The organism is Klebsiella sp. ZJOU C1 (genome assembly GCF_035620215.1).
In the GTDB taxonomy this organism is placed as follows: domain Bacteria; phylum Pseudomonadota; class Gammaproteobacteria; order Enterobacterales; family Enterobacteriaceae; genus Klebsiella; species Klebsiella variicola.
Map to the genome: position 1 here is coordinate 864,916 of NZ_CP141644.1, position 19,044 is coordinate 883,959.

17 protein-coding genes are annotated in these 19,044 nt (G+C 56.5%); 8 read left to right on the forward strand and 9 right to left on the reverse strand.

Features of this window, described 5'->3' with window-relative positions:
• Nucleotides 1–157: 157 nt before the first annotated feature.
• Nucleotides 158–442 (forward strand): hypothetical protein, encoded by a 285-nt coding sequence (locus SPE70_RS04025; RefSeq protein WP_008807410.1) that lies wholly within the window; start codon nucleotides 158–160, stop codon nucleotides 440–442.
• A gap of 44 nt (nucleotides 443–486) precedes the next feature.
• On the opposite strand, the gene SPE70_RS04030 is transcribed toward SPE70_RS04025, so the two are convergent.
• Together SPE70_RS04030 and SPE70_RS04035 are read right to left on the reverse strand one after the other, a co-directional pair.
• The gene (locus SPE70_RS04030; RefSeq protein WP_012542842.1) at nucleotides 487–1,293 is read right to left on the reverse strand and encodes a DUF2950 family protein; all 807 of its coding nucleotides are present in this window, start codon (nucleotides 1,291–1,293) and stop codon (nucleotides 487–489) included.
• Between the two features lie 11 nt (nucleotides 1,294–1,304).
• A complete protein-coding gene (locus SPE70_RS04035) occupies nucleotides 1,305–2,930 on the reverse strand; it encodes a DUF3300 domain-containing protein (protein ID WP_324726486.1) in 1,626 nt (541 codons plus the stop codon).
• Between the two features lie 431 nt (nucleotides 2,931–3,361).
• Here SPE70_RS04035 and acnB point away from each other — a divergent pair, with 431 nt between their 5' ends.
• Both acnB and yacL read left to right on the forward strand, forming a co-directional pair.
• Nucleotides 3,362–5,959, forward strand: coding sequence for a bifunctional aconitate hydratase 2/2-methylisocitrate dehydratase (gene acnB, locus SPE70_RS04040; RefSeq protein WP_008807407.1), 2,598 nt, complete (start codon nucleotides 3,362–3,364; stop codon nucleotides 5,957–5,959).
• 187 nt (nucleotides 5,960–6,146) lie between these two features.
• Nucleotides 6,147–6,509 carry a protein YacL gene (gene yacL / locus SPE70_RS04045; protein WP_004204373.1) on the forward strand — a complete coding sequence of 121 codons (363 nt, stop codon included), beginning with the start codon at nucleotides 6,147–6,149 and terminating at the stop codon, nucleotides 6,507–6,509.
• A 157-nt stretch (nucleotides 6,510–6,666) separates the two neighbouring features.
• Here yacL and speD read toward each other — a convergent pair whose 3' ends face one another.
• The 5 genes from speD to SPE70_RS04070 all read right to left on the reverse strand — a co-directional run bounded on the left by speD (nucleotide 6,667) and on the right by SPE70_RS04070 (nucleotide 11,447).
• Nucleotides 6,667–7,461 (reverse strand): adenosylmethionine decarboxylase, encoded by a 795-nt coding sequence (speD, locus tag SPE70_RS04050; protein WP_008807406.1) that lies wholly within the window; start codon nucleotides 7,459–7,461, stop codon nucleotides 6,667–6,669.
• A 24-nt stretch (nucleotides 7,462–7,485) separates the two neighbouring features.
• The gene (speE, locus tag SPE70_RS04055; RefSeq protein ID WP_008807405.1) at nucleotides 7,486–8,346 is read right to left on the reverse strand and encodes a polyamine aminopropyltransferase; all 861 of its coding nucleotides are present in this window, start codon (nucleotides 8,344–8,346) and stop codon (nucleotides 7,486–7,488) included.
• A gap of 146 nt (nucleotides 8,347–8,492) precedes the next feature.
• Entirely contained in the window at nucleotides 8,493–9,755 is a 1,263-nt protein-coding gene (locus tag SPE70_RS04060) for an FKBP-type peptidyl-prolyl cis-trans isomerase (RefSeq protein ID WP_162550472.1), read from the reverse strand.
• Between the two features lie 680 nt (nucleotides 9,756–10,435).
• Nucleotides 10,436–10,846: a hypothetical protein gene (locus SPE70_RS04065; RefSeq protein WP_008807403.1), complete on the reverse strand. Its 411-nt coding sequence runs from the start codon at nucleotides 10,844–10,846 to the stop codon at nucleotides 10,436–10,438.
• Nucleotides 10,847–11,099: 253 nt separating this feature from the next.
• Nucleotides 11,100–11,447: a YacC family pilotin-like protein gene (locus SPE70_RS04070; protein WP_002888808.1), complete on the reverse strand. Its 348-nt coding sequence runs from the start codon at nucleotides 11,445–11,447 to the stop codon at nucleotides 11,100–11,102.
• Nucleotides 11,448–11,593: 146 nt separating this feature from the next.
• On the opposite strand from SPE70_RS04070, the gene cueO reads away from it, so the two are divergent.
• Nucleotides 11,594–13,204, forward strand: coding sequence for a multicopper oxidase CueO (gene cueO, locus SPE70_RS04075; protein WP_063106343.1), 1,611 nt, complete (start codon nucleotides 11,594–11,596; stop codon nucleotides 13,202–13,204).
• A gap of 82 nt (nucleotides 13,205–13,286) precedes the next feature.
• On the opposite strand, the gene SPE70_RS04080 is transcribed toward cueO, so the two are convergent.
• Nucleotides 13,287–15,677 (reverse strand): glucose/quinate/shikimate family membrane-bound PQQ-dependent dehydrogenase, encoded by a 2,391-nt coding sequence (locus tag SPE70_RS04080; RefSeq protein ID WP_032732524.1) that lies wholly within the window; start codon nucleotides 15,675–15,677, stop codon nucleotides 13,287–13,289.
• Between the two features lie 79 nt (nucleotides 15,678–15,756).
• Between SPE70_RS04080 and SPE70_RS04085 the strand changes: the two genes are divergently transcribed.
• Together SPE70_RS04085 and hpt are read left to right on the forward strand one after the other, a co-directional pair.
• Nucleotides 15,757–15,876 carry a hypothetical protein gene (locus SPE70_RS04085; RefSeq protein WP_012542835.1) on the forward strand — a complete coding sequence of 40 codons (120 nt, stop codon included), beginning with the start codon at nucleotides 15,757–15,759 and terminating at the stop codon, nucleotides 15,874–15,876.
• A 4-nt stretch (nucleotides 15,877–15,880) separates the two neighbouring features.
• Nucleotides 15,881–16,417, forward strand: coding sequence for a hypoxanthine phosphoribosyltransferase (gene hpt, locus SPE70_RS04090; RefSeq protein ID WP_004204384.1), 537 nt, complete (start codon nucleotides 15,881–15,883; stop codon nucleotides 16,415–16,417).
• 57 nt (nucleotides 16,418–16,474) lie between these two features.
• Here hpt and can read toward each other — a convergent pair whose 3' ends face one another.
• Nucleotides 16,475–17,137, reverse strand: coding sequence for a carbonate dehydratase (gene can, locus SPE70_RS04095; protein ID WP_004204385.1), 663 nt, complete (start codon nucleotides 17,135–17,137; stop codon nucleotides 16,475–16,477).
• A 184-nt stretch (nucleotides 17,138–17,321) separates the two neighbouring features.
• Between can and SPE70_RS04100 the strand changes: the two genes are divergently transcribed.
• Nucleotides 17,322–18,248 (forward strand): ABC transporter ATP-binding protein, encoded by a 927-nt coding sequence (locus SPE70_RS04100; protein ID WP_008807399.1) that lies wholly within the window; start codon nucleotides 17,322–17,324, stop codon nucleotides 18,246–18,248.
• Complete coding sequence (locus tag SPE70_RS04105; RefSeq protein WP_008807398.1) at nucleotides 18,245–19,015, forward strand: ABC transporter permease; 771 nt, start codon at nucleotides 18,245–18,247, stop codon at nucleotides 19,013–19,015. The genes SPE70_RS04100 and SPE70_RS04105 overlap by 4 nt, the downstream gene beginning before the upstream one ends.
• The last annotated feature ends 29 nt before the right edge of the window (nucleotides 19,016–19,044 follow it).

The following is a 19,044-nucleotide window of genomic DNA, read 5'->3' on the forward strand; positions in this document are numbered from 1 at the left end:
TTTCAGGCTAAAAGCATAAGCGGCTCCCGGAGCCGCTTTTTTTATGCCTGATGTTTAGAACTATGTCTCCGTTCATAAACCGCTACACCTCATACATACTTTGAAAATAATCACGCCATAAACTTATAGGCAGTTAACGATATAGTTGAGGTGTGAGATGAAACGCTTTTTAACCGCAGCGCTGGTCGCTGCAACGTGCCTATCCGGTGTGGCCTGCGCGGCTGACGCCACCATCCCCTGGGCGGACAACAGCGGTGGCACGGAAACGACCCATATCGCGGCGATGGGGCAGGATCTGAATGCCCAGCATCAGCAGGTGACGAAGACGAATGAGGGGGTATGGGCGGCGAACTCCGGAAGCATCAGCGCTGATGAAGCGGCATTATCCAGCACAAAGCCGACTTTTGCTGGCGATCCGTCTCTGATGCCCCATCAGGGCTAAGCGAATAGAAACGCCAGGTTGCTTGAGGGCAACCTGGCGTTTTTTTATGGTTTGACAACCTGCCAGCCGGCGTCAGCATCGGGGGCAAAGCGCGTGATGGCCTGCGCTTTTGCGGCGCTCTCTTCGCCGAGATTAGCCTGATAAACGGTATCGTGTAGATCGATCATAAAGCTCATCACTCCGGTTTCACCCCATTCCACAGGCCAGGCAAGCAAGGCCGCATCCTGGTCATCGCGGCCTGCGATAATGCGGAAACGATAGCCATGATAACCGGCGCCGGGCTCCGTCGGGCTGAATGCCGGCCCCAGCGGGCTGGGCGTCTCACCCGGCGACGTCGGCCAGTACAACCCATCTTTTTTGCCTTCACTGCTGATGATTTTCTGCGCCCAGCGGTGATTAAGCTGGTAGTAATCCTGCTGGGCGTCAACGTAAGCGTGCATGGCGGCTATCGCTGACAGTTCATTGCGACCGATGGCGCGGGTGAGGATCTCCTCTTCGCCTGCGGCCATATCAAAGCGCCAGCCCTGAGACGTTTTTACGATAGGCACCGGCAACCGCCATGCTTCGCTGCCGACGTCGAGCCAGGCGTTATCACCCTGCTGCACGATGACATGTTTTACCTGCCAGTCGCGCTGAAAACGGTCGACGGCGCTGGGGTCGATCCCATCGGTAGGTAAAAATTGCTGCCAGTTATCGCCGAGCACCTTGCTCAGCGCCGCTTCATTTTGCTGGCTGAGCGCCTCAGCCAGCGCGCTCGCGGCCTGCTCCGGGGTAGAAAACTGCTGCTGGGCGAAGGCGGCTAACGGTGACAGTATCAATGTGAACAGGGCAATAGGTAATAGGTTTCTCATTCTGCTCATCCTCAGCGGCGGCGCAGTTCATGGTGTTCGGAAAGACGTTCTCTGGCGCCGCCACGCTCCTCGCGGTTTACAGCGGAAAACTGCCGACTTTGCAGTCCCCGTTCCTGCTGCGCTTGCCAGGAGGGGGCGCGGCTTTCGTTGCCGCTAAGAGCGCTGGCGCGTAAATGACTAACCTGCTGCTGACGCTGCGCGGGCGTGGCGGACTGGATCTGCTGCCGATGCTGTTGCTGCTGAGGTGTCAGGTTCTGCTCGCGGCTCTTAACGGTTTCCAGACGCTGCTGTTGTTGCGGCGTGGGATTTTTCAACTGCGTTTTCGCCGCCTCGCGACGCTGCTGCTGGGTCGAGGTTGGTGTGCTGTCGTAACCGCGATAGTTGCTGCGCTGGGTGGCTTGTTTCAATTGCGCCGAAGCTGCCTGACGCTGGGCATCGCGTGAGGCGTTGTTTGCCGCCAGGTTGCCCGCTGTCGCCGCCGGTACGTTATGCTGCAGCTGGGTCATCGCTGCCTGGCGCTGCGCTTCGCGATCGACTGGCGCATGTTGGGTAGCGCTCAGTCCGCCGGAAACGTTGGTCTGATGGAAGCGTTGAGCAACCGTATTATCGGGATACGGTGTGTGACCGCGATAGGCAGGATTATGCTGCCAGTTAACGTGGTTGCCCGGCAGGTTTTCTCCCGTTATATGATTGAAATTATTTACATTAATATTGATGTTATCGCCATTATGCGAGTAATCGCCGTGGTGATAGTCGTCATCGTGATGGTGGTGGTCATCATCATCATCCCAGTCGATACTGCTAAACAGCGCCCAGGTAGTGGCCACGCCCAGGCTGTAACCGAAGCCTTTGACGAAGCTATCGGTAAACTGCTCCCCGGGAGGCGGCGGCAGGTAGACCGGCGGATAGGCGCTGTTTGGCCAGGTGCCATAGACGGTGGAGGGGTTATAGCTGGGAACATAGACCACCTGCGGATTGGTCGGTTCTATTTTAATGACCTGCGTGGGTGCAGGCGCCGCCGAGTGGGTGGTGGACGTTGCTGCCGTGCTGCTGGCGGAAACCGGTGCGGCAGGGGTGACAATCACTTTCTGCTGTGGCGTGGATTTCAGGGTCCCGGTCTGCTGGGCAATAGCGCGCAGGCGCTGCACCGAGTCCATCACATCATGCGGCTGGGCCAAAAACGCATTGCCGAGGTTCTCCACCCACGGCGGATTTTCGCCCATCATCGCCAGCAGGGCAGGGAAAGCGACAAGGGATTTGACGCTGGGATCCCACGGCTGACTGGCAACCGCCTGAACCGCCGCATCCCCTTTTATCGCGGGGTTATCCTGGGACCACTGTACCGCCTGCATGACGTTGTCGGGATAAGTGGAGGCCATCAACACCTGCGACAGCAGACTGTCCGGGTAGAGCGCGATGGGCGCGACCCACTGATCAATTTGCGCCTGGGTGTAGGTGGTGGTCACCGGCTGCGCTGCGGCAGGAGGTGAGGTTGGCGTTGGTGCCGGTGCAGGCTGCGCCGCCGCCTCAGTGACCTTCTCTGGAGTACGGCTTTGCACATAGAGTGTTCCCGCCGCCGCGAGTAAGCCAGCGCTACAGAGCAGGGCGATGATATGGGGTTTGAACGGCAGTGACATAGAAGCTCCTGACCCAAAAAGTAACCCATCTCGCTAAAGTATCGGCGAAAACGGCGCGTTTGCTGAGTATAAGTAAGCGGTATGGCTTTTTATTGATTATTGTTGGGATCGGCCCGGGGAGTTGTACGCGGAAAGGAATTTTTGTCGCGGGATTTGAACAGAAAGCCTGCAATATCCTGCCCTTAACGATTCAGCTAAATTTTAATGTTGCTTTTTTGTAAACAGATTAACACCTTTCAAAAATCCTGCTATGCTGCCGACGCGGTATCGGGCATTTACCCTACAAACTGCTGTCTCACAGGAGCGTGAAGAAAATCGCCCAGCCACTAAATCCTTCAAGATGCGTCAAGGCGGCAAACTGCCAATACCGAAGCAGATTGATTGAAGACGTGTAGGCCGCATTATGACAATGAGAAGCGAGGAGAACCGTCGTGCTAGAAGAATACCGTAAGCACGTAGCTGAGCGTGCCGCCATGGGGATTGTTGCCAAACCCTTAGATGCAACCCAAATGGCCGCGCTGGTAGAACTGCTGAAAAACCCGCCTGCGGGCGAAGAAGAATTCCTGTTAGACCTGCTGATTAACCGTGTACCGCCGGGCGTCGACGAAGCCGCCTATGTTAAAGCTGGATTCCTTGCCGCGATCGCCAAAGGCGAAGCGACCTCCCCTCTTGTAACCCCTGAAAAAGCCGTTGAACTGCTGGGCACCATGCAGGGTGGTTACAACATTCATCCGCTGATCGATGCGCTGGACGACGCGAAACTGGCGCCGATTGCCGCGAAAGCGCTGTCTCATACTCTGCTGATGTTCGATAACTTCTACGACGTAGAAGAGAAAGCGAAAGCAGGTAACGAGCACGCTAAACGGGTCATGCAATCCTGGGCTGATGCTGAGTGGTTCCTGAACCGCCCGCAGCTGGCAGAGAAAATCACCGTTACCGTCTTCAAGGTCACCGGCGAAACCAATACCGATGACCTGTCTCCGGCGCCGGATGCCTGGTCGCGCCCGGATATCCCACTGCATGCGCTGGCGATGCTGAAAAACGCCCGCGAAGGTATTGATCCGGACCAGCCGGGCGTCGTCGGCCCGATTAAACAAATCGAAGCCCTGCAGCAGAAAGGCTATCCGCTGGCCTACGTCGGCGACGTGGTCGGTACGGGTTCCTCGCGTAAATCCGCGACCAACTCGGTGCTGTGGTTTATGGGCGACGATATCCCGAACGTGCCGAACAAGCGCGGCGGCGGTCTGTGCCTGGGCGGCAAAATCGCGCCAATCTTCTTCAACACCATGGAAGATGCGGGTGCGCTGCCTATCGAAGTTGATGTGTCAAACCTGAACATGGGCGACGTGATTGACGTTTACCCGTTCAAAGGCGAAGTGCGTAATCACGAAACCAACGAACTGCTGGCCAGCTTCGAGCTGAAAACCGATGTGCTGATCGACGAAGTGCGCGCCGGTGGCCGTATTCCGCTGATCATCGGCCGCGGCTTGACCACCAAAGCGCGCGAAGCGCTGGGGCTGCCGCACAGCGACGTCTTCCGTCAGGCGAAAGACGTGGCGGAAAGCACCCGCGGCTTCTCTCTGGCGCAGAAAATGGTTGGCCGCGCCTGCGGCGTTGCCGGTATCCGTCCGGGCGCCTACTGCGAGCCGAAAATGACCTCTGTCGGTTCTCAGGACACCACCGGTCCAATGACCCGTGATGAACTGAAAGACCTGGCGTGCCTGGGCTTCTCCGCGGACCTGGTGATGCAGTCCTTCTGCCACACCGCGGCCTATCCGAAGCCGGTTGACGTGACCACGCACCATACCCTGCCGGACTTCATCATGAACCGCGGTGGTGTTTCTCTACGTCCGGGCGATGGCGTTATCCACTCCTGGCTGAACCGCATGCTGCTGCCGGATACCGTGGGTACCGGCGGCGACTCCCATACCCGTTTCCCAATCGGTATTTCCTTCCCGGCGGGCTCTGGTCTGGTGGCCTTTGCCGCTGCGACCGGCGTCATGCCGTTGGATATGCCGGAATCGGTGCTGGTGCGCTTCAAAGGGAAAATGCAGCCGGGTATCACCCTGCGCGACCTGGTTCATGCCATCCCACTGTATGCCATCAAGCAGGGCCTGCTGACTGTTGAGAAGAAAGGTAAGAAAAACATCTTCTCTGGTCGCATCCTCGAGATCGAAGGTCTGCCGGATCTGAAAGTCGAGCAGGCATTTGAACTGACCGATGCGTCCGCTGAGCGTTCTGCTGCCGGCTGTACCATCAAGCTGAACAAAGAGCCGATCGTTGAGTACCTGAACTCCAACATCGTCCTGCTGAAGTGGATGATCGCCGAAGGCTACGGCGACCGCCGTACGCTGGAACGCCGTATCCAGGGCATGGAAAAATGGCTGGCGGATCCGCAGCTGCTGGAAGCCGACGCTGACGCGGAATACGCGGCAGTGATCGACATCGATCTGGCGGATATCAAAGAGCCAATCCTGTGCGCGCCGAACGATCCGGACGATGCCCGTCTGCTGTCTGACGTGCAGGGCGAGAAGATCGACGAAGTGTTCATCGGTTCCTGCATGACCAACATCGGCCACTTCCGTGCCGCCGGTAAGCTGCTGGACAGCCACAAAGGCCAGCTGCCGACTCGCCTGTGGGTGGCGCCGCCAACCCGTATGGACGCCGCGCAGCTGACCGAAGAAGGCTACTACAGCGTGTTTGGTAAGAGCGGGGCGCGTATCGAAATCCCTGGCTGTTCCCTGTGTATGGGTAACCAGGCTCGCGTGGCCGACGGTGCGACGGTGGTCTCCACCTCCACCCGTAACTTCCCGAACCGTTTAGGTACCGGCGCTAACGTCTATCTGGCCTCTGCCGAGCTGGCAGCGGTGGCTTCTCTGCTCGGCAAATTGCCGACGCCGGAAGAGTACCAGACCTTCGTGGCGCAGGTGGATAAGACAGCGGAAGATACCTACCGTTATCTGAACTTTAACCAGCTGGATCAGTACACTGAAAAAGCTGACGGCGTGATCTTCCAGACCGCGGTGTAAAACCATTCGGTCAGCCCGGCTGACCGTTTGGCGATAAACTCCCCAATGCCCGGTGAACATTGCATCACCGGGCATTTTTATTTCCAAACCTCCTGCCCGTTACGCTTTTTTTCTTTCTGTCTGCTGCGATAATTACTGCATGGGTACAGTGCAGCGGTGACGCATTGCCCTTGCAGAGGAAAAGACTATGGACTACGAATTTCTGCGCGATATTACCGGAGTGGTAAAGGTGCGAATGTCGATGGATCACGAGGCGATCGGCCACTGGTTCAACGAAGAGGTGAAAGACAATCTTGCCCTGCTTGATGAAGTAGAGCAGGCTGCACGCACCGTGAAGGGCAGTGAACGTTCCTGGCAGCGGGCTGGCCATGAATATACGCTGTGGCTGGATGGCGAAGAGGTGATGATCCGCGCCAATCAGCTGGAGTTTTCCGGCGACGAAATCGAGGAGGGGATGAGCTACTACGACGAAGAAAGTCTCTCTCTCTGCGGCGTGGAGGATTTCCTGCAGGTTGTTGCCGCTTATCGTGAATTTATGCAGCAGCGTTAATGACGCCTTTTATGTCGGGTGGCGCAAGAGCGTAGCCCTGCTAAGCGTAGCGTGAGCAGGGGAAATCCCCGGGTAGCGGCTGGTGCCTTACCCGGGCGACCAGGCGACGCAGAATCCCAGGCCCGGCAAGCACAAGCGCCGCCGGGCATTTCCAATATTACACGGCAGGAATATTGCGGCCGTAGTAAATCTCGCGCATCTCTTTCCACAGCAGGTCGGTAATGACCTTGCGCTCTTCGGCGGTCAATTCTTCCGGTCGGGTATGGAACATGTAGTGCTTAAGGTCGAACTCCTTGAGCAACATTTTGGTATGGAAGATATTTTCCTGATAAACGTTCACATCGACCATGTCATACAACGACTTAATGTCATCGGACATAAAGTTCTGAATCGAATTGATTTCATGATCGATAAAATGCTTCATCCCATTGATATCGCGGGTAAAGCCGCGTACGCGGTAGTCAATGGTCACAATGTCCGATTCCAGCTGGTGGATCAGATAGTTCAGCGCTTTAAGCGGAGAAATGACCCCGCAGGTAGAGACTTCAATATCGGCGCGGAAGGTGCACAGTCCACCTTCCGGATGGCTCTCCGGGTAGGTATGCACGCAGATATGGCTCTTATCGAGATGGGCGACCACGGTTTCCGGTAACGGACCTGGATGTTCGGTCTGGTCGATAAGCTTGGGATCGACAGGCTCTTCGCTGACCAGAATGGTCACGCTGGCGCCCTGGGGTTCATAATCCTGGCGGGCGATATTCAGGATATTGGCGCCAATAATAGAACAGGTTTCTGTCAGGATCTCCGTCAGGCGATTGGCATTATAGAGTTCGTCGATATAGGCGATGTAGCCGTCACGCTCCTCTGCCGTTTTGGCGTAACAGATATCGTAGATACAAAAACTCAGGCTTTTAGTCAGGTTGTTAAAGCCATGCAGCTTCAATTTTTTCAATTTAGTTCACCCCCTTACTTCGCGTCACGGTGCGGACAGAGCATCATGCAGATATTGTGGTAAGGCGAAGGCCGCCGTATGGATTGCCGGATTGTAGTAACGGCAGGTCAGGTTGGCTTTGTGAAAGCGCGCCTGAATGATTTCGCTGGAGAGATGGCGCAACGCCTCGTTGTCGCTCGCCCAGGCAAAAGTCATGATCCCGCCGTAATAGGTTGGGATGGCCGCCTGATAGAAGCTGACGTCGCGAAAATAGTGGCTCAGTTTGCGATGGCTACCGACCGCTTCGTCCTGCTGCAGGAAACAAACGCCGTTTTGGGCAACGAACACGCCCCCCGGGTTCAGGCAGCGTTTGCAGCCTTCATAAAAAGCCGAGGTGAACAGGCTTTCGCCCGGACCGATAGGGTCGGTACAGTCCGAAATGATCACGTCAAACGTTTGCGTCGTCTGGTTAACAAAATTGACGCCATCATCAATCACCAGCGTGAAGCGCGGATCGTCGTAGGCCCCGGCGCTATGGTTGGGCAGGTACTGACGGCAGAATGAGACCACCCCGGCATCGATTTCCACCATGGTGATGGTTTCGATGCTACGGTGACGAGAGACTTCGCGCAGCATCGCGCCGTCGCCGCCGCCGATGATCAGGACATGCTTCGCGTTCCCGTGGGCCAGCAGCGGCACGTGGGTCATCATTTCGTGATAGATAAACTCATCGCGTTCGGTGGTTTGCACGACGCCATCCAGCGCCATCACCCGGCCAAAGGCGCGGTTGTCGAAGATGATCAAATCCTGATGATCGGTTTTTTCGTGGTACAGCACGTTATCAACGCTAAAGTACTGACCAAAATGGTCATGCAGCGTTTCATGCCACAGTGGATTATCGGCCACGGTGAGGCTCCTCCTTCGTTAACATCTGTTACACCCGTAAAACGAGTGCAACATCATAGACAACTATAGATGAGGATGCACGGCGGTTATTGCAGCAATGCGGCAGGAATAACCGCCACCGCCCGGGGAGAGCGGTGGGGGGAGGGTTATTTCGCCGGTGCGGGTTGGCTATCTACTATCCGCACGGAATAAACCATGGTGGCGCCTGGCGGGATTTTCGGCGGTAATCCTTTACTGCCATAGGCTTTTTCGGGCGGGACGACCAGCGTCAAGGAGCCATGGTTCTGCAGGCGTTGCAGCGGGCCGCGAAACACCGGGGGATAGGCATCCAGCTTCTGGGTGAGCGCCTGATCTTTCGCTTCCATATCGTTGATCACTGTCCCGTCCGTCAGCATCTCTTTGATTACTACGGTGACCAGATCGTTACCGCTTATTTTTCCTTTGCCCGGATAATCGACGCGACTGTAGACGCCATCTTTGAAGATCACATCTTTTTTGCGCGCAAACGCCTGCTGATATTTCTTACCGGCACTGATGTTTTTCTGCTCGATTTTATTCAGGTTCTGGAAAACCTGCTGCGAGACGTCAAACAGCGCCTTGTTACGCTCCTGTTCTCCGAGACGAAGCTGGCCGCTAAAAGCATCTTCGATACCCCGCAGCACCAGCCCGGCGTCGACGGTAATTCCCTGAGTGCGACGGGTGGTGAGAACGTTAAGGGCTTCTGCTCCCATCGAGGCGCCGATCGCATAAGCCTGCTGTTCTCCCGATGCGCTGAGTTTGGCGGCGGCGCTCTCGCCGCTGCGCGTTTTAGACTGTACAGAAAGCTGTGTTCTCAGCAGTTGGATTTCATCTTCTTTCATCCGTAGCTGGGCGTTGTCTTTATCCGCCTGCAGGCGGTAGGCTGCAACAACCGCCGCCATTTCCGGCGGCTCATTTTTTGGCGCTGCAGCGGTGTCAGGGCGGGTTGTTGGCGCTTTTTCCGCGGCGGCCAACCGGGCGGTTAACGACTGCTTGTCGGCGTTTAGCGCCTTGACCTGGTCGAGAGCGGCCTGCTGTGTTTTCTCCGCGGCGTCGAGCCGGATAGTCAGCGACTGCTTATCGGTGGTCAGCGCTTTGACCTGGTCGAGGGCGGACAGCTTCTCTTTTTCCGCCGCGGCCAGTCGGCTGGCCAGCGGCTGTTTATCAGCGTTCAGTGTTTTGGCCTGGTCGAGGGCGGCCTGCTGTGCCTTCTCCGCAGCGGCGAGCCGGATAGTCAGCGACTGCTTATCGGTGGTCAGCGCTTTAACCTGCTCGAGGGCAGCCAGCTTCTCTTTTTCCACCACGGCCAGTCGGGTGGCCAGCGGCTGTTTGTCGGCGTTAAGGGCTTTGGCCTGGTCGAGGGCGGCCTGTTTCTCTTTTTCCGCAGCCATCAGCCGGGCGGTGAGTGTCTGCTTGTCTGTGTCGAGGGCGGTGAGCTGGCCGAGTGCGGTCTGCTGTGCTTTTTCCGCGGCGGCCAGCCGGGAGGTCAGCGTTTGTTTATCTGTATTCAGCGTGGTGAGGCTGGTGCTGAGCCGTTTATTTTCCGCTTCGACGCTCTGAAGCTGCGACGTTAATTGTTGGATCTGCTTAAGTGCGGCAGCCTGGCTCTGTTGCAGAGTATTATTCCGGGCAACGACTTCCTTTTTAATTAACGTCTCATTTTCCGCCGTGGCGGCGGTTAAGGCGAGCTGTAATTGCTTTATTTTATTATTTAACGCCGCTTGCTCATTCGCAATGGATGTATCCGTGGCTGGTGTGGCGGTAAGCTGTTTTTTTAATTGTTGGATAATTTTATCTTTTTGCACAATCGTTGCCTGTTGGCTGGCGATTCTTTTTTGCAACTGTGCGTTATTGGCCGTCGTTTTTTTATTGTCCGCGTTCTGGCGAGCGTCTGACGCTTGCTTTGCTGTGGCCGCAGAGCTTTTCTCTTCTTGCGCCTGAGCTTGCTGAGTTTGCTGCTGGGCGTAATCGAGAAAAGCCGGCGTAGCACCGGCGTAGAATGAGGTTGAAAGCGCCAGCGCCGCGACGAGCATCAGCAGTGGTGCTTTAGGGGTCAGCGTGGCGGGTTTGTTCATGGCAGTTTGTTTTCACCACGCTGTACCAGGGTATCGATCAGCGTTTTCTGGATATCGGAACACAGTTTGATGGATTTAAACTGATACATGGAGTCAATGCCCAGTCGGGTGGGATCGGCCACTTTATCGCGCACATTGTTGTATTGCGATGCCGAACGCACCAGGGCATTGAACTCATTGCTGAGTTTAGTTGCCTGCTGTGGGTTCACCTCTTTAAGTGAATCCAGCGCCTTTCGGCAGGACTCAATACGCTCCTGTTCGCTGGCCGCTCGCTCCTGCTCAGCCTGCTGCTGTGATGTGAGCGGCGTGGTGATCGGTTTTACCTGCTGGCGAGAAGAGGTATTGCTACAGCCCACTAATAAAAGTGCGGCGAGCGGGATAATACGGAGAGTCGGCGAGATATTCACAATTTCAGTCCATGAAGTAGGGATATTTTCACCGGATTCTAGAAGGGTGCTTTTTATTTTGCAATATATGACTAATGATATTTTATTAGTTTTTTAGTCATTCATCATTATTAGGGGTTTAATTTATTTGGCGAATTGATAGGTTTGCAATTAAATAATGTTTGTTTATATACAATAATAAATATAGATATAAATATTTAAATGTGACAAATGAAACGGCAAAGGCGCGGAGCGTGACCGTCCGCGCCGGTCATTATTTGACGTAAGCCAACAGGCTGAGCGAATCGCGGGCCAGCGCTTTGCATTTTTTCGCCGTCGGGATGTTAATACCGCTGAGATCTCGGTAGCTATCCTCGCCAAGCGCTTTCATGTTGTAGCTGTCGTAGTTGCTCAGGTCCCACTGGTTCTGTTGGGCAAAGAAAACCAGCGCGCGTCGGATCTGTGTATTGGGCAGGTTCTGGTAGCCACAGTCGTTTTTCAGAAACACAAAAACCGCGGTTAAATCAGCCATATCTTCTGCTTCTGATTCGCTGAGCGCGTAGCTGTTGGCGGAGAGAGCAAGCAGGCTGCCGAGTACCATTGTTCTGAAAAGCGTCTTCATTTTTTCTACCATTAGATCACCGACGCTTCAAATTAGCATACTTCTTTACACAGCGCCGATCTTTATTCTTACTCTTCTGCTTGACCTTCCCGTTACGGTAGGGTTTAAGCTCAAATATTCGCCCGCAGAATAAAAAGGATGTGAATATGCAACGTCGAGACTTCCTCAAACTGACCGCCGCGGTTAGCGTGGCCAGCGCATTACCGCTATGGAGCCGTGCGGTTTTTGCGGCCAGTCGCCCGGCTCTGCCGATACCGACGCTGTTGACGGCCGATGCGCGCAACCGTATCGCCCTGACGATCCAGGCGGGCAAAACACAGTTTGGCGCTCTGCACGCCACCACCTGGGGCTATAACGGTTCACTGCTGGGTCCTGCGCTACAGTTGACGCAGGGGAAGACCATTACGGTTGACATTACCAACCAGCTGGCGGAAGAGACCACGCTGCACTGGCATGGCCTGGAGGTCCCGGGCGAGGTCGACGGCGGACCGCAGGGGGTTATCGCCCCGGGCGCCACCCGTACGGTGAGCTTCACGCCGACGCAGCGGGCGGCCACCTGCTGGTTTCATCCGCATCAACATGGGACCACCGGCCGGCAGGTGGCGATGGGGCTGGCCGGCCTGGTGCTGATCGAGGATGAAGAGAGCGGACGCCTGCTGCTGCCTAAGCAATGGGGAATCGATGATGTGCCGGTGATTGTCCAGGACAAGAAGTTCACCGCCGCCGGCGAGATCGACTACCAGCTGGATGTGATGAGCGCCGCTGTCGGCTGGTTTGGCGATACGCTGCTGACCAATGGCGCTCTCTATCCCGAACATGCCGCCCCACGGGGCTGGCTACGTCTGCGCTTGCTAAACGGCTGTAATGCCCGTTCCCTCAATTTTGCCACCAGCGATAAGCGTCCGCTGTACGTGGTGGCCAGTGACGGCGGTCTGTTGGCCGAGCCGGTGAAGGTCGATGAATTGCCGGTGTTGATGGGGGAACGCTTTGAGGTGCTGGTGGACACCAGCGACGGTAAACCTTTCGATCTGGTGACCCTGCCGGTGAGCCAGATGGGCATGGCCATTGCGCCTTTTGATCAACCGCAGCCGGTGCTGCGCGTTCAGCCGCTGGTCATTCCCGCCTCCGGCAAACTGCTGGATACGCTGGCCACGCTGCCGGCGTTACCGTCCCTGACGGGGCTGACGCAGCGTCAGCTCCAGCTGTCGATGGATCCGATGCTCGACAGGATGGGCATGCAGGCGCTGATGGAGAAGTATGGCGACCAGGCGATGGCGGGAATGGACCACGGCATGATGGGGCATGGCGGCATGGGCGACATGAGCAATATGCACTATGGCGACATGAGCAATATGAGCAATATGAACCACGAGGCTGGTCGGGATCATGGCATGTCGTCAGGCAAGGGGTTTGATTTCCATAACGCCAACCGCATCAACGGCAAAGCCTTCGACATGAATGTGCCGATGTTTGCCGCGGCCAGAGGCCAGTATGAGCGCTGGGTGATATCGGGTAAGGGCGACATGATGCTGCATCCGTTCCATATCCACGGCACCCAGTTCCGTATCCTCAGCGAGAACGGCAAGCCGCCAGCCGCGCACCGCAGCGGCTGGAAAGATACCGTCCGCGTGGAAGGTGACGTCAGTGAAGTGTTGGTGAAGTTTGATCATCCGGCGCCGAAGGAGTTTGCCTATATGGCCCACTGCCACCTGCTGGAGCATGAAGACACCGGGATGATGTTGGGATTCACGGTTTAGGGCTCGGCGGCCTGCTGCCATCTTCCATGGGGAGAAGGGATAAACACAAAAAAAACGGCAACTTTCGTTGCCGTTTTGCGTTTTATTTGGCGTCATCCGGGAGCGCATAGGCGACGATGTAATCGCCCATTTTGGTACCGAACGAGCCGTGACCGCCGGCAGAGATGACAACATACTGTTTGCCATTCACTTCGTAGGTCATTGGGGTGGCCTGACCGCCGGCTGGCAGACGGGCTTCCCACAGCTTCTCGCCGTTGCTCATATTGTACGCGCGCAGGTAGTTATCTGCGGTCGCGCCGATGAACAGGACGTTACCGGCCGTGGAGATCGGACCGCCAAGCATCGGCATCCCCATGGTGAACGGCAGCTTAACCGGCATCGGGAACGGCAGGCTGTCCTGCGGAGTACCGATACGTTTTTTCCATACCACTTCGTTGGTTTTCAGATCCAGCGCGGAGATATAGCCCCAGGCCGGTTGTTTGCACGGCAGACCGAACGGCGACAGGAACGGATTCAGGGTGACGCCGTACGGGACACCGTACTGTGGCTGCACGCCGGACTCGGTGCCAGAGCCTTTCGCATCTTTCGGCGGCTCCATCGGGTTGCCCGGGCCGCGTGGGATCAGTTTAGAGACGAACGGCAGCGCCATCGGGTTGGCAATAGCCACCTGACGGTTCGGATCGACGGAGATACCGCCCCATTCAAACATCCCCAGGTTACCCGGGAAGACGAGAGTGCCCTGCTCAGATGGCGGGGTGAAGATACCTTCATAGCGCATCTGGTGGAAGATCACGCGACACACCAGCTGGTCGAACATAGTGGCGCCCCACATGTCCGCCCCGGTCAGATCTTTCTTCGGACGGAAGCTCAGATCGGAGAACGGCTGGGTTTTGGCGACGTAATCCCCTTTGGCAGCGCCCTGCGGAACCGGTTTTTCCGGGGCCGGGACCACCAGCTCGCCATTACGGCGATCCAGTACGAAGATGTTGCCGGTTTTCGCCGGGGCATAGACGACCGGTACGGTTTTACCATTAACCTCAATGTCAGCCAGCGTCGGCTGGGAGGGCATATCCATATCCCACAGATCGTGGTGGACGGTCTGGTAGCTCCAGGCCAGCTTACCGGTGGTGGCGTTCAGCGCCACAATCGAGCTGGCGTAACGCTCTTGCTCCGGCGTGCGGTTGCCGCCCCAGATATCCGGGGTGGTCACGCCCATCGGCAGATAGACCAGATCCAGCTTAGCGTCGTAGGCGGCAGGCGCCCAGGAGTTCGGTGAGTTGAGCGTGAAGTGATGTTCATCGCTCGGGATGGCGTTCGGATCTTTCGCACCCGGATCGAAGGCCCACAAGAGTTTACCGGTATTCACATCAAAGCCGCGGATGACGCCAGACGGCTCGCGGGTTGAGAAGTTATCGGTGACCGCGCCGGCAATCACGATGGTTTTATCGGTGATAATCGGCGGAGAAGTGGGTTCATACATACCCGGCGTGGTGACCGGCATGTTGGTCTGCAGGTTGAGAATACCTTTATTGGCAAAGGTTTCGCACAGCTTACCGTTGTCGGCGTTCACCGCGAACAGGCGGCCATCGTTCACCGGCAGGATAATACGGCGCGGACAGTCGGCGACGACGTCGGCAGGCGCGTTATCCGCTTTGGCTTCGTGATAAGAGACGCCGCGGCAGGTGACGTGCTGGAACGACGGATCGGCGTTCAGCTGCGGGTCAAAATGCCACTTCTCTTTACCGGTGGCCGCGTCCAGCGCGAACAGACGCTGGTGGGCGGTACACAGGAAGAGCGTGTCGCCGACTTTAATCGGCGTCACTTCGTTGGTGATTTCACCCGGGTCGTTCGGTTGCTTCAGGTCGCCGGTGCGGAATACCCAGGCTTCCTTCAGGTTCTTCACGTTGTCGGCGTTAATCTGCTTCAGCGGAGAGAAGCGCTGGCCTTCCTGGTTGCGGCCATAGGCCGGCCAGTCGCCGTCGGCAACGTTGGAGATCGGCGCGGCCGGGGTGGCGTCGGCGCTCAGGGTGCCGTTGACTTCCTGCGGGTCGTTAAAACCAGCCCAGGTCAGCATGCCGCCGCTGATCAGCAGGGCGACGACCAGCGCGCCTACGGCGCCAGCGGAAGGCACGGACAGACGACGCCAGACAAAGGGCAGGATCAGCCAGATACCAAAGAAGACGAGGATGTCGCTACGCGGCGTCAGCGCCCAGAAGTCGAAGCCGACTTCCCAGACGCCCCAGATCATCGTCGCCAGCAGCAGCGCAGCGTACAGCCACAGCGCAGCGCGTTTGCCGCGCAGCAGCATCACGGTCACGCCCAGCATCACCAGACCGGCGATAGGGTAGTACCAGGAGCCGCCAAGCACGACCAGCCATGCTCCGCCGATTAAAAGATAGAGGCCGCAGAACGCTGCAAATAGCGCAGTCAGCGTCACCAGGAGCCTTGATTGTTGAGACTTTGTTTCAGCCATAGAAAGTTACTCATGTGTTTGTTAATTTTTTAACTGCAATTAATTATAGGTTTTAACAAGTGTGATCGGAATCACAAATATGGCTTTATTAATCCCTGCACCGAAGATTTCTTTTTGCTGGTATACTGGATGGCTTGCCGGTCATCGTCGGGGCGAAAGCAGCGGCTTTGATGATTTATATTTAGAATCAAATGGTTAGTCTTATGAAACATACTGTAGAAGTGATGATCCCGGAATCCGAGATCAAAGCGCGCATCGCGGAACTGGGTCGTCAAATCAACGAACATTATCAGGACAGCGGCAGCGAAATGGTGCTGGTGGGGCTGCTTCGCGGCTCATTTATGTTCATGGCCGACCTGTGCCGTGAAGTGCAGGTGCCGCATGAAGTCGATTTTATGACCGCCTCCAGCTACGGCAGCGGCATGTCCACCACCCGTGATGTGAAAATCCTCAAAGATCTGGATGAAGACATCCGTGGTAAAGATGTACTGATCGTGGAAGACATCATCGATTCCGGCAATACCCTGTCTAAAGTGCGTGAGATCCTCAGCCTGCGCGAGCCGAAATCGCTGGCCATTTGTACGCTGCTGGATAAACCAAGCCGTCGTGAAGTGAATGTCCCGGTTGAGTTCGTCGGTTTCGCCATTCCGGACGAGTTCGTGGTGGGCTACGGTATCGACTACGCCCAGCGCTACCGTCATCTGCCGTATATTGGCAAAGTTACCCTGCTGGACGAGTAAGAGATATCCCCCCAGGACAGCGCGTGCTGCGCTCTCCAGGGGGGCTAAGCCTGAAGGCTATTTGTGGTTGATGTGCTTGATCTTGAGGTTGGAGATGCCGTGGCGATAGCGCTGTTCGAGGGTTTCCCGGCTCACGGCGGTGACATCCAGATCGCGCAGCAGCCCGTCGTGAATGCCATATGCCCAGCCGTGGATGGTGACCTTCTGTCCGCGCTTCCACGCCGATTGCATAATCGTCGAATGTCCCAGGTTGTACACCTGCTCCATCACGTTGAGTTCGCAAAGGGTATCCAGACGGCGCTCCTCAGGCATTTCACCCAGCAGTGAGCTGTGCTTGAACCAGATATCGCGGATATGCAGGAGCCAGTTGTCGATAAGCCCCAGCTCCGGGTTTTCCACCGCCGCCTGCACGCCGCCGCAGCCGTAGTGGCCACAAATAATAATGTGCTCGACTTCGAGGACATCGACGGCATACTGCACCACCGACAGGCAGTTCAGGTCGGTGTGGATCACCAGGTTAGCGACGTTACGATGGACAAACAGTTCGCCAGGTTCCAGGCCGGTAAGTCGCTCAGCGGGAACGCGGCTGTCAGAGCAGCCAATCCAAAGGAAGCGCGGTTTCTGCGTCTGCGACAGTTTCTCAAAAAAGCCGGGGTCCTCTTCCACCAGCATTTTTGACCATAGTGCATTATTGCTGATGAGTGTATCTATATCATTCATGGACGTTATCGGCCTGTAACCAAGTAAGTGCGTTGCGCTAATATAGGGTAAGCTCACCTTTTTTAAAACCATCTTAACCCGTGATACGTCAGGCTACCGATGCGTTGGCGGCGCCAGCGCCAGTAGAACGCAAACGTGAGTCAGGCGGGTTAATGACGTGTCACGACACGAGAAGAGATATTTAATGACCATTGCTCTGGAATTAAAACAGCTCAAAAAAACCTACCCCGGCGGGGTTCAGGCGCTGCGGGGAATCGACCTGCAGGTCGAGGCGGGGGATTTCTATGCCCTGCTGGGGCCGAACGGGGCCGGAAAATCCACGACTATCGGCATCATCAGTTCGCTGGTGAATAAAACCTCCGGTCAGGTCAATGTCTTTGGCTACGATCTGGAAAAAGACGTCGTCAATGCCAAGCGTCAGCTTGGCCTGGTGCCGCAGGAATTTAACTTCAACCCGTTCGAGACCGTGCAGCAGATTGTCGTTAACCAGGCGGGCTACTACGGCGTGGAACGCAAAGAAGCTGTCGCCCGCAGCGAAAAATACCTAAAACAGCTCGATCTGTGGGAAAAACGCAACGAACGCGCGCGGATGCTCTCCGGCGGGATGAAGCGTCGCCTGATGATCGCCCGCGCGCTAATGCATGAGCCGAAGCTGCTGATCCTCGACGAACCGACCGCTGGCGTCGATATTGAACTGCGTCGCTCAATGTGGGGCTTTCTTAAGGATCTGAACGATCGCGGAACCACCATTATCCTGACCACCCACTATCTCGAAGAGGCCGAAATGCTATGCCGCAACATCGGCATCATCCAGCACGGCGCGCTGGTGGAAAACACCTCGATGAAAGCGCTGCTGTCGAAGCTGAAGTCAGAGACCTTTATTCTTGACCTCGCGCCAAAAAGCCCGGTACCGAAGCTCGAAGGCTACCAGTATCAACTGGTCGATACCTCGACGCTGGAAGTCGAGGTTCTGCGCGAGCAGGGGATTAACAGCGTCTTTGCCCAACTGAGCGCCCAGGGGGTGCAGGTACTGAGTATGCGTAACAAAGCTAACCGTCTGGAAGAGCTGTTTGTCACGCTGGTGCATGAGCGAAAAGGAGAGTCAGCATGATGCAGCTTTATTGGGTCGCGCTGAAAAGCATCTGGACCAAAGAGATCCACCGTTTTATGCGCATCTGGATCCAGACGCTGGTGCCGCCGGTGATCACCATGACCCTGTACTTCGTGATTTTCGGCAACCTGATCGGGTCGCGCATCGGCGAGATGCACGGCTTTACCTATATGCAGTTTATCGTGCCGGGCCTGATCATGATGGCGGTGATCACCAACGCTTATGCCAATGTCGCCTCGTCGTTCTTCAGCGCCAAGTTTCAGCGCAATATTGAAGAGCTGCTGGTGGCGCCGGTGCCGACGCATGTGATCATCGCTGGCTACGTTGGCGGCGGCGTGGCGCGCGGACTGTGCGTGGGGATCCTGGTGACGGCGGTATCGCTGTTCTTTGTGCCGTTCCAGGTTCACTCCTGGCTGTTTGTCGCCCTGACGCTGATCCTCACCGCGGTGCTGTTCTCGCTGGCGGGTCTGTTGAACGCGGTGTTTGCCAAGACCTTTGACGACATTAGCCTGATCCCGACCTTTGTGCTGACGCCGCTGACCTACCTCGGCGGGGTGTTCTACTCGTTGACCCTGCTGCCGCCGTTCTGGCAGGGGTTGTCGCATCTGAATCCCATCGTCTACATGATCAGCGGTTTCCGCTTCGGCTTCCTGGGTATCAACGATGTGCCGCTGGTGACCACCTTTGCGGTGCTGGTGGTCTTCATCGTCGCCTTCTATCTGCTTTGCTGGTCGTTAATCCAGCGCGGCCGCGGCCTGCGCAGCTGATGCTCATCACGGTTAGCGCTTCCTGATGC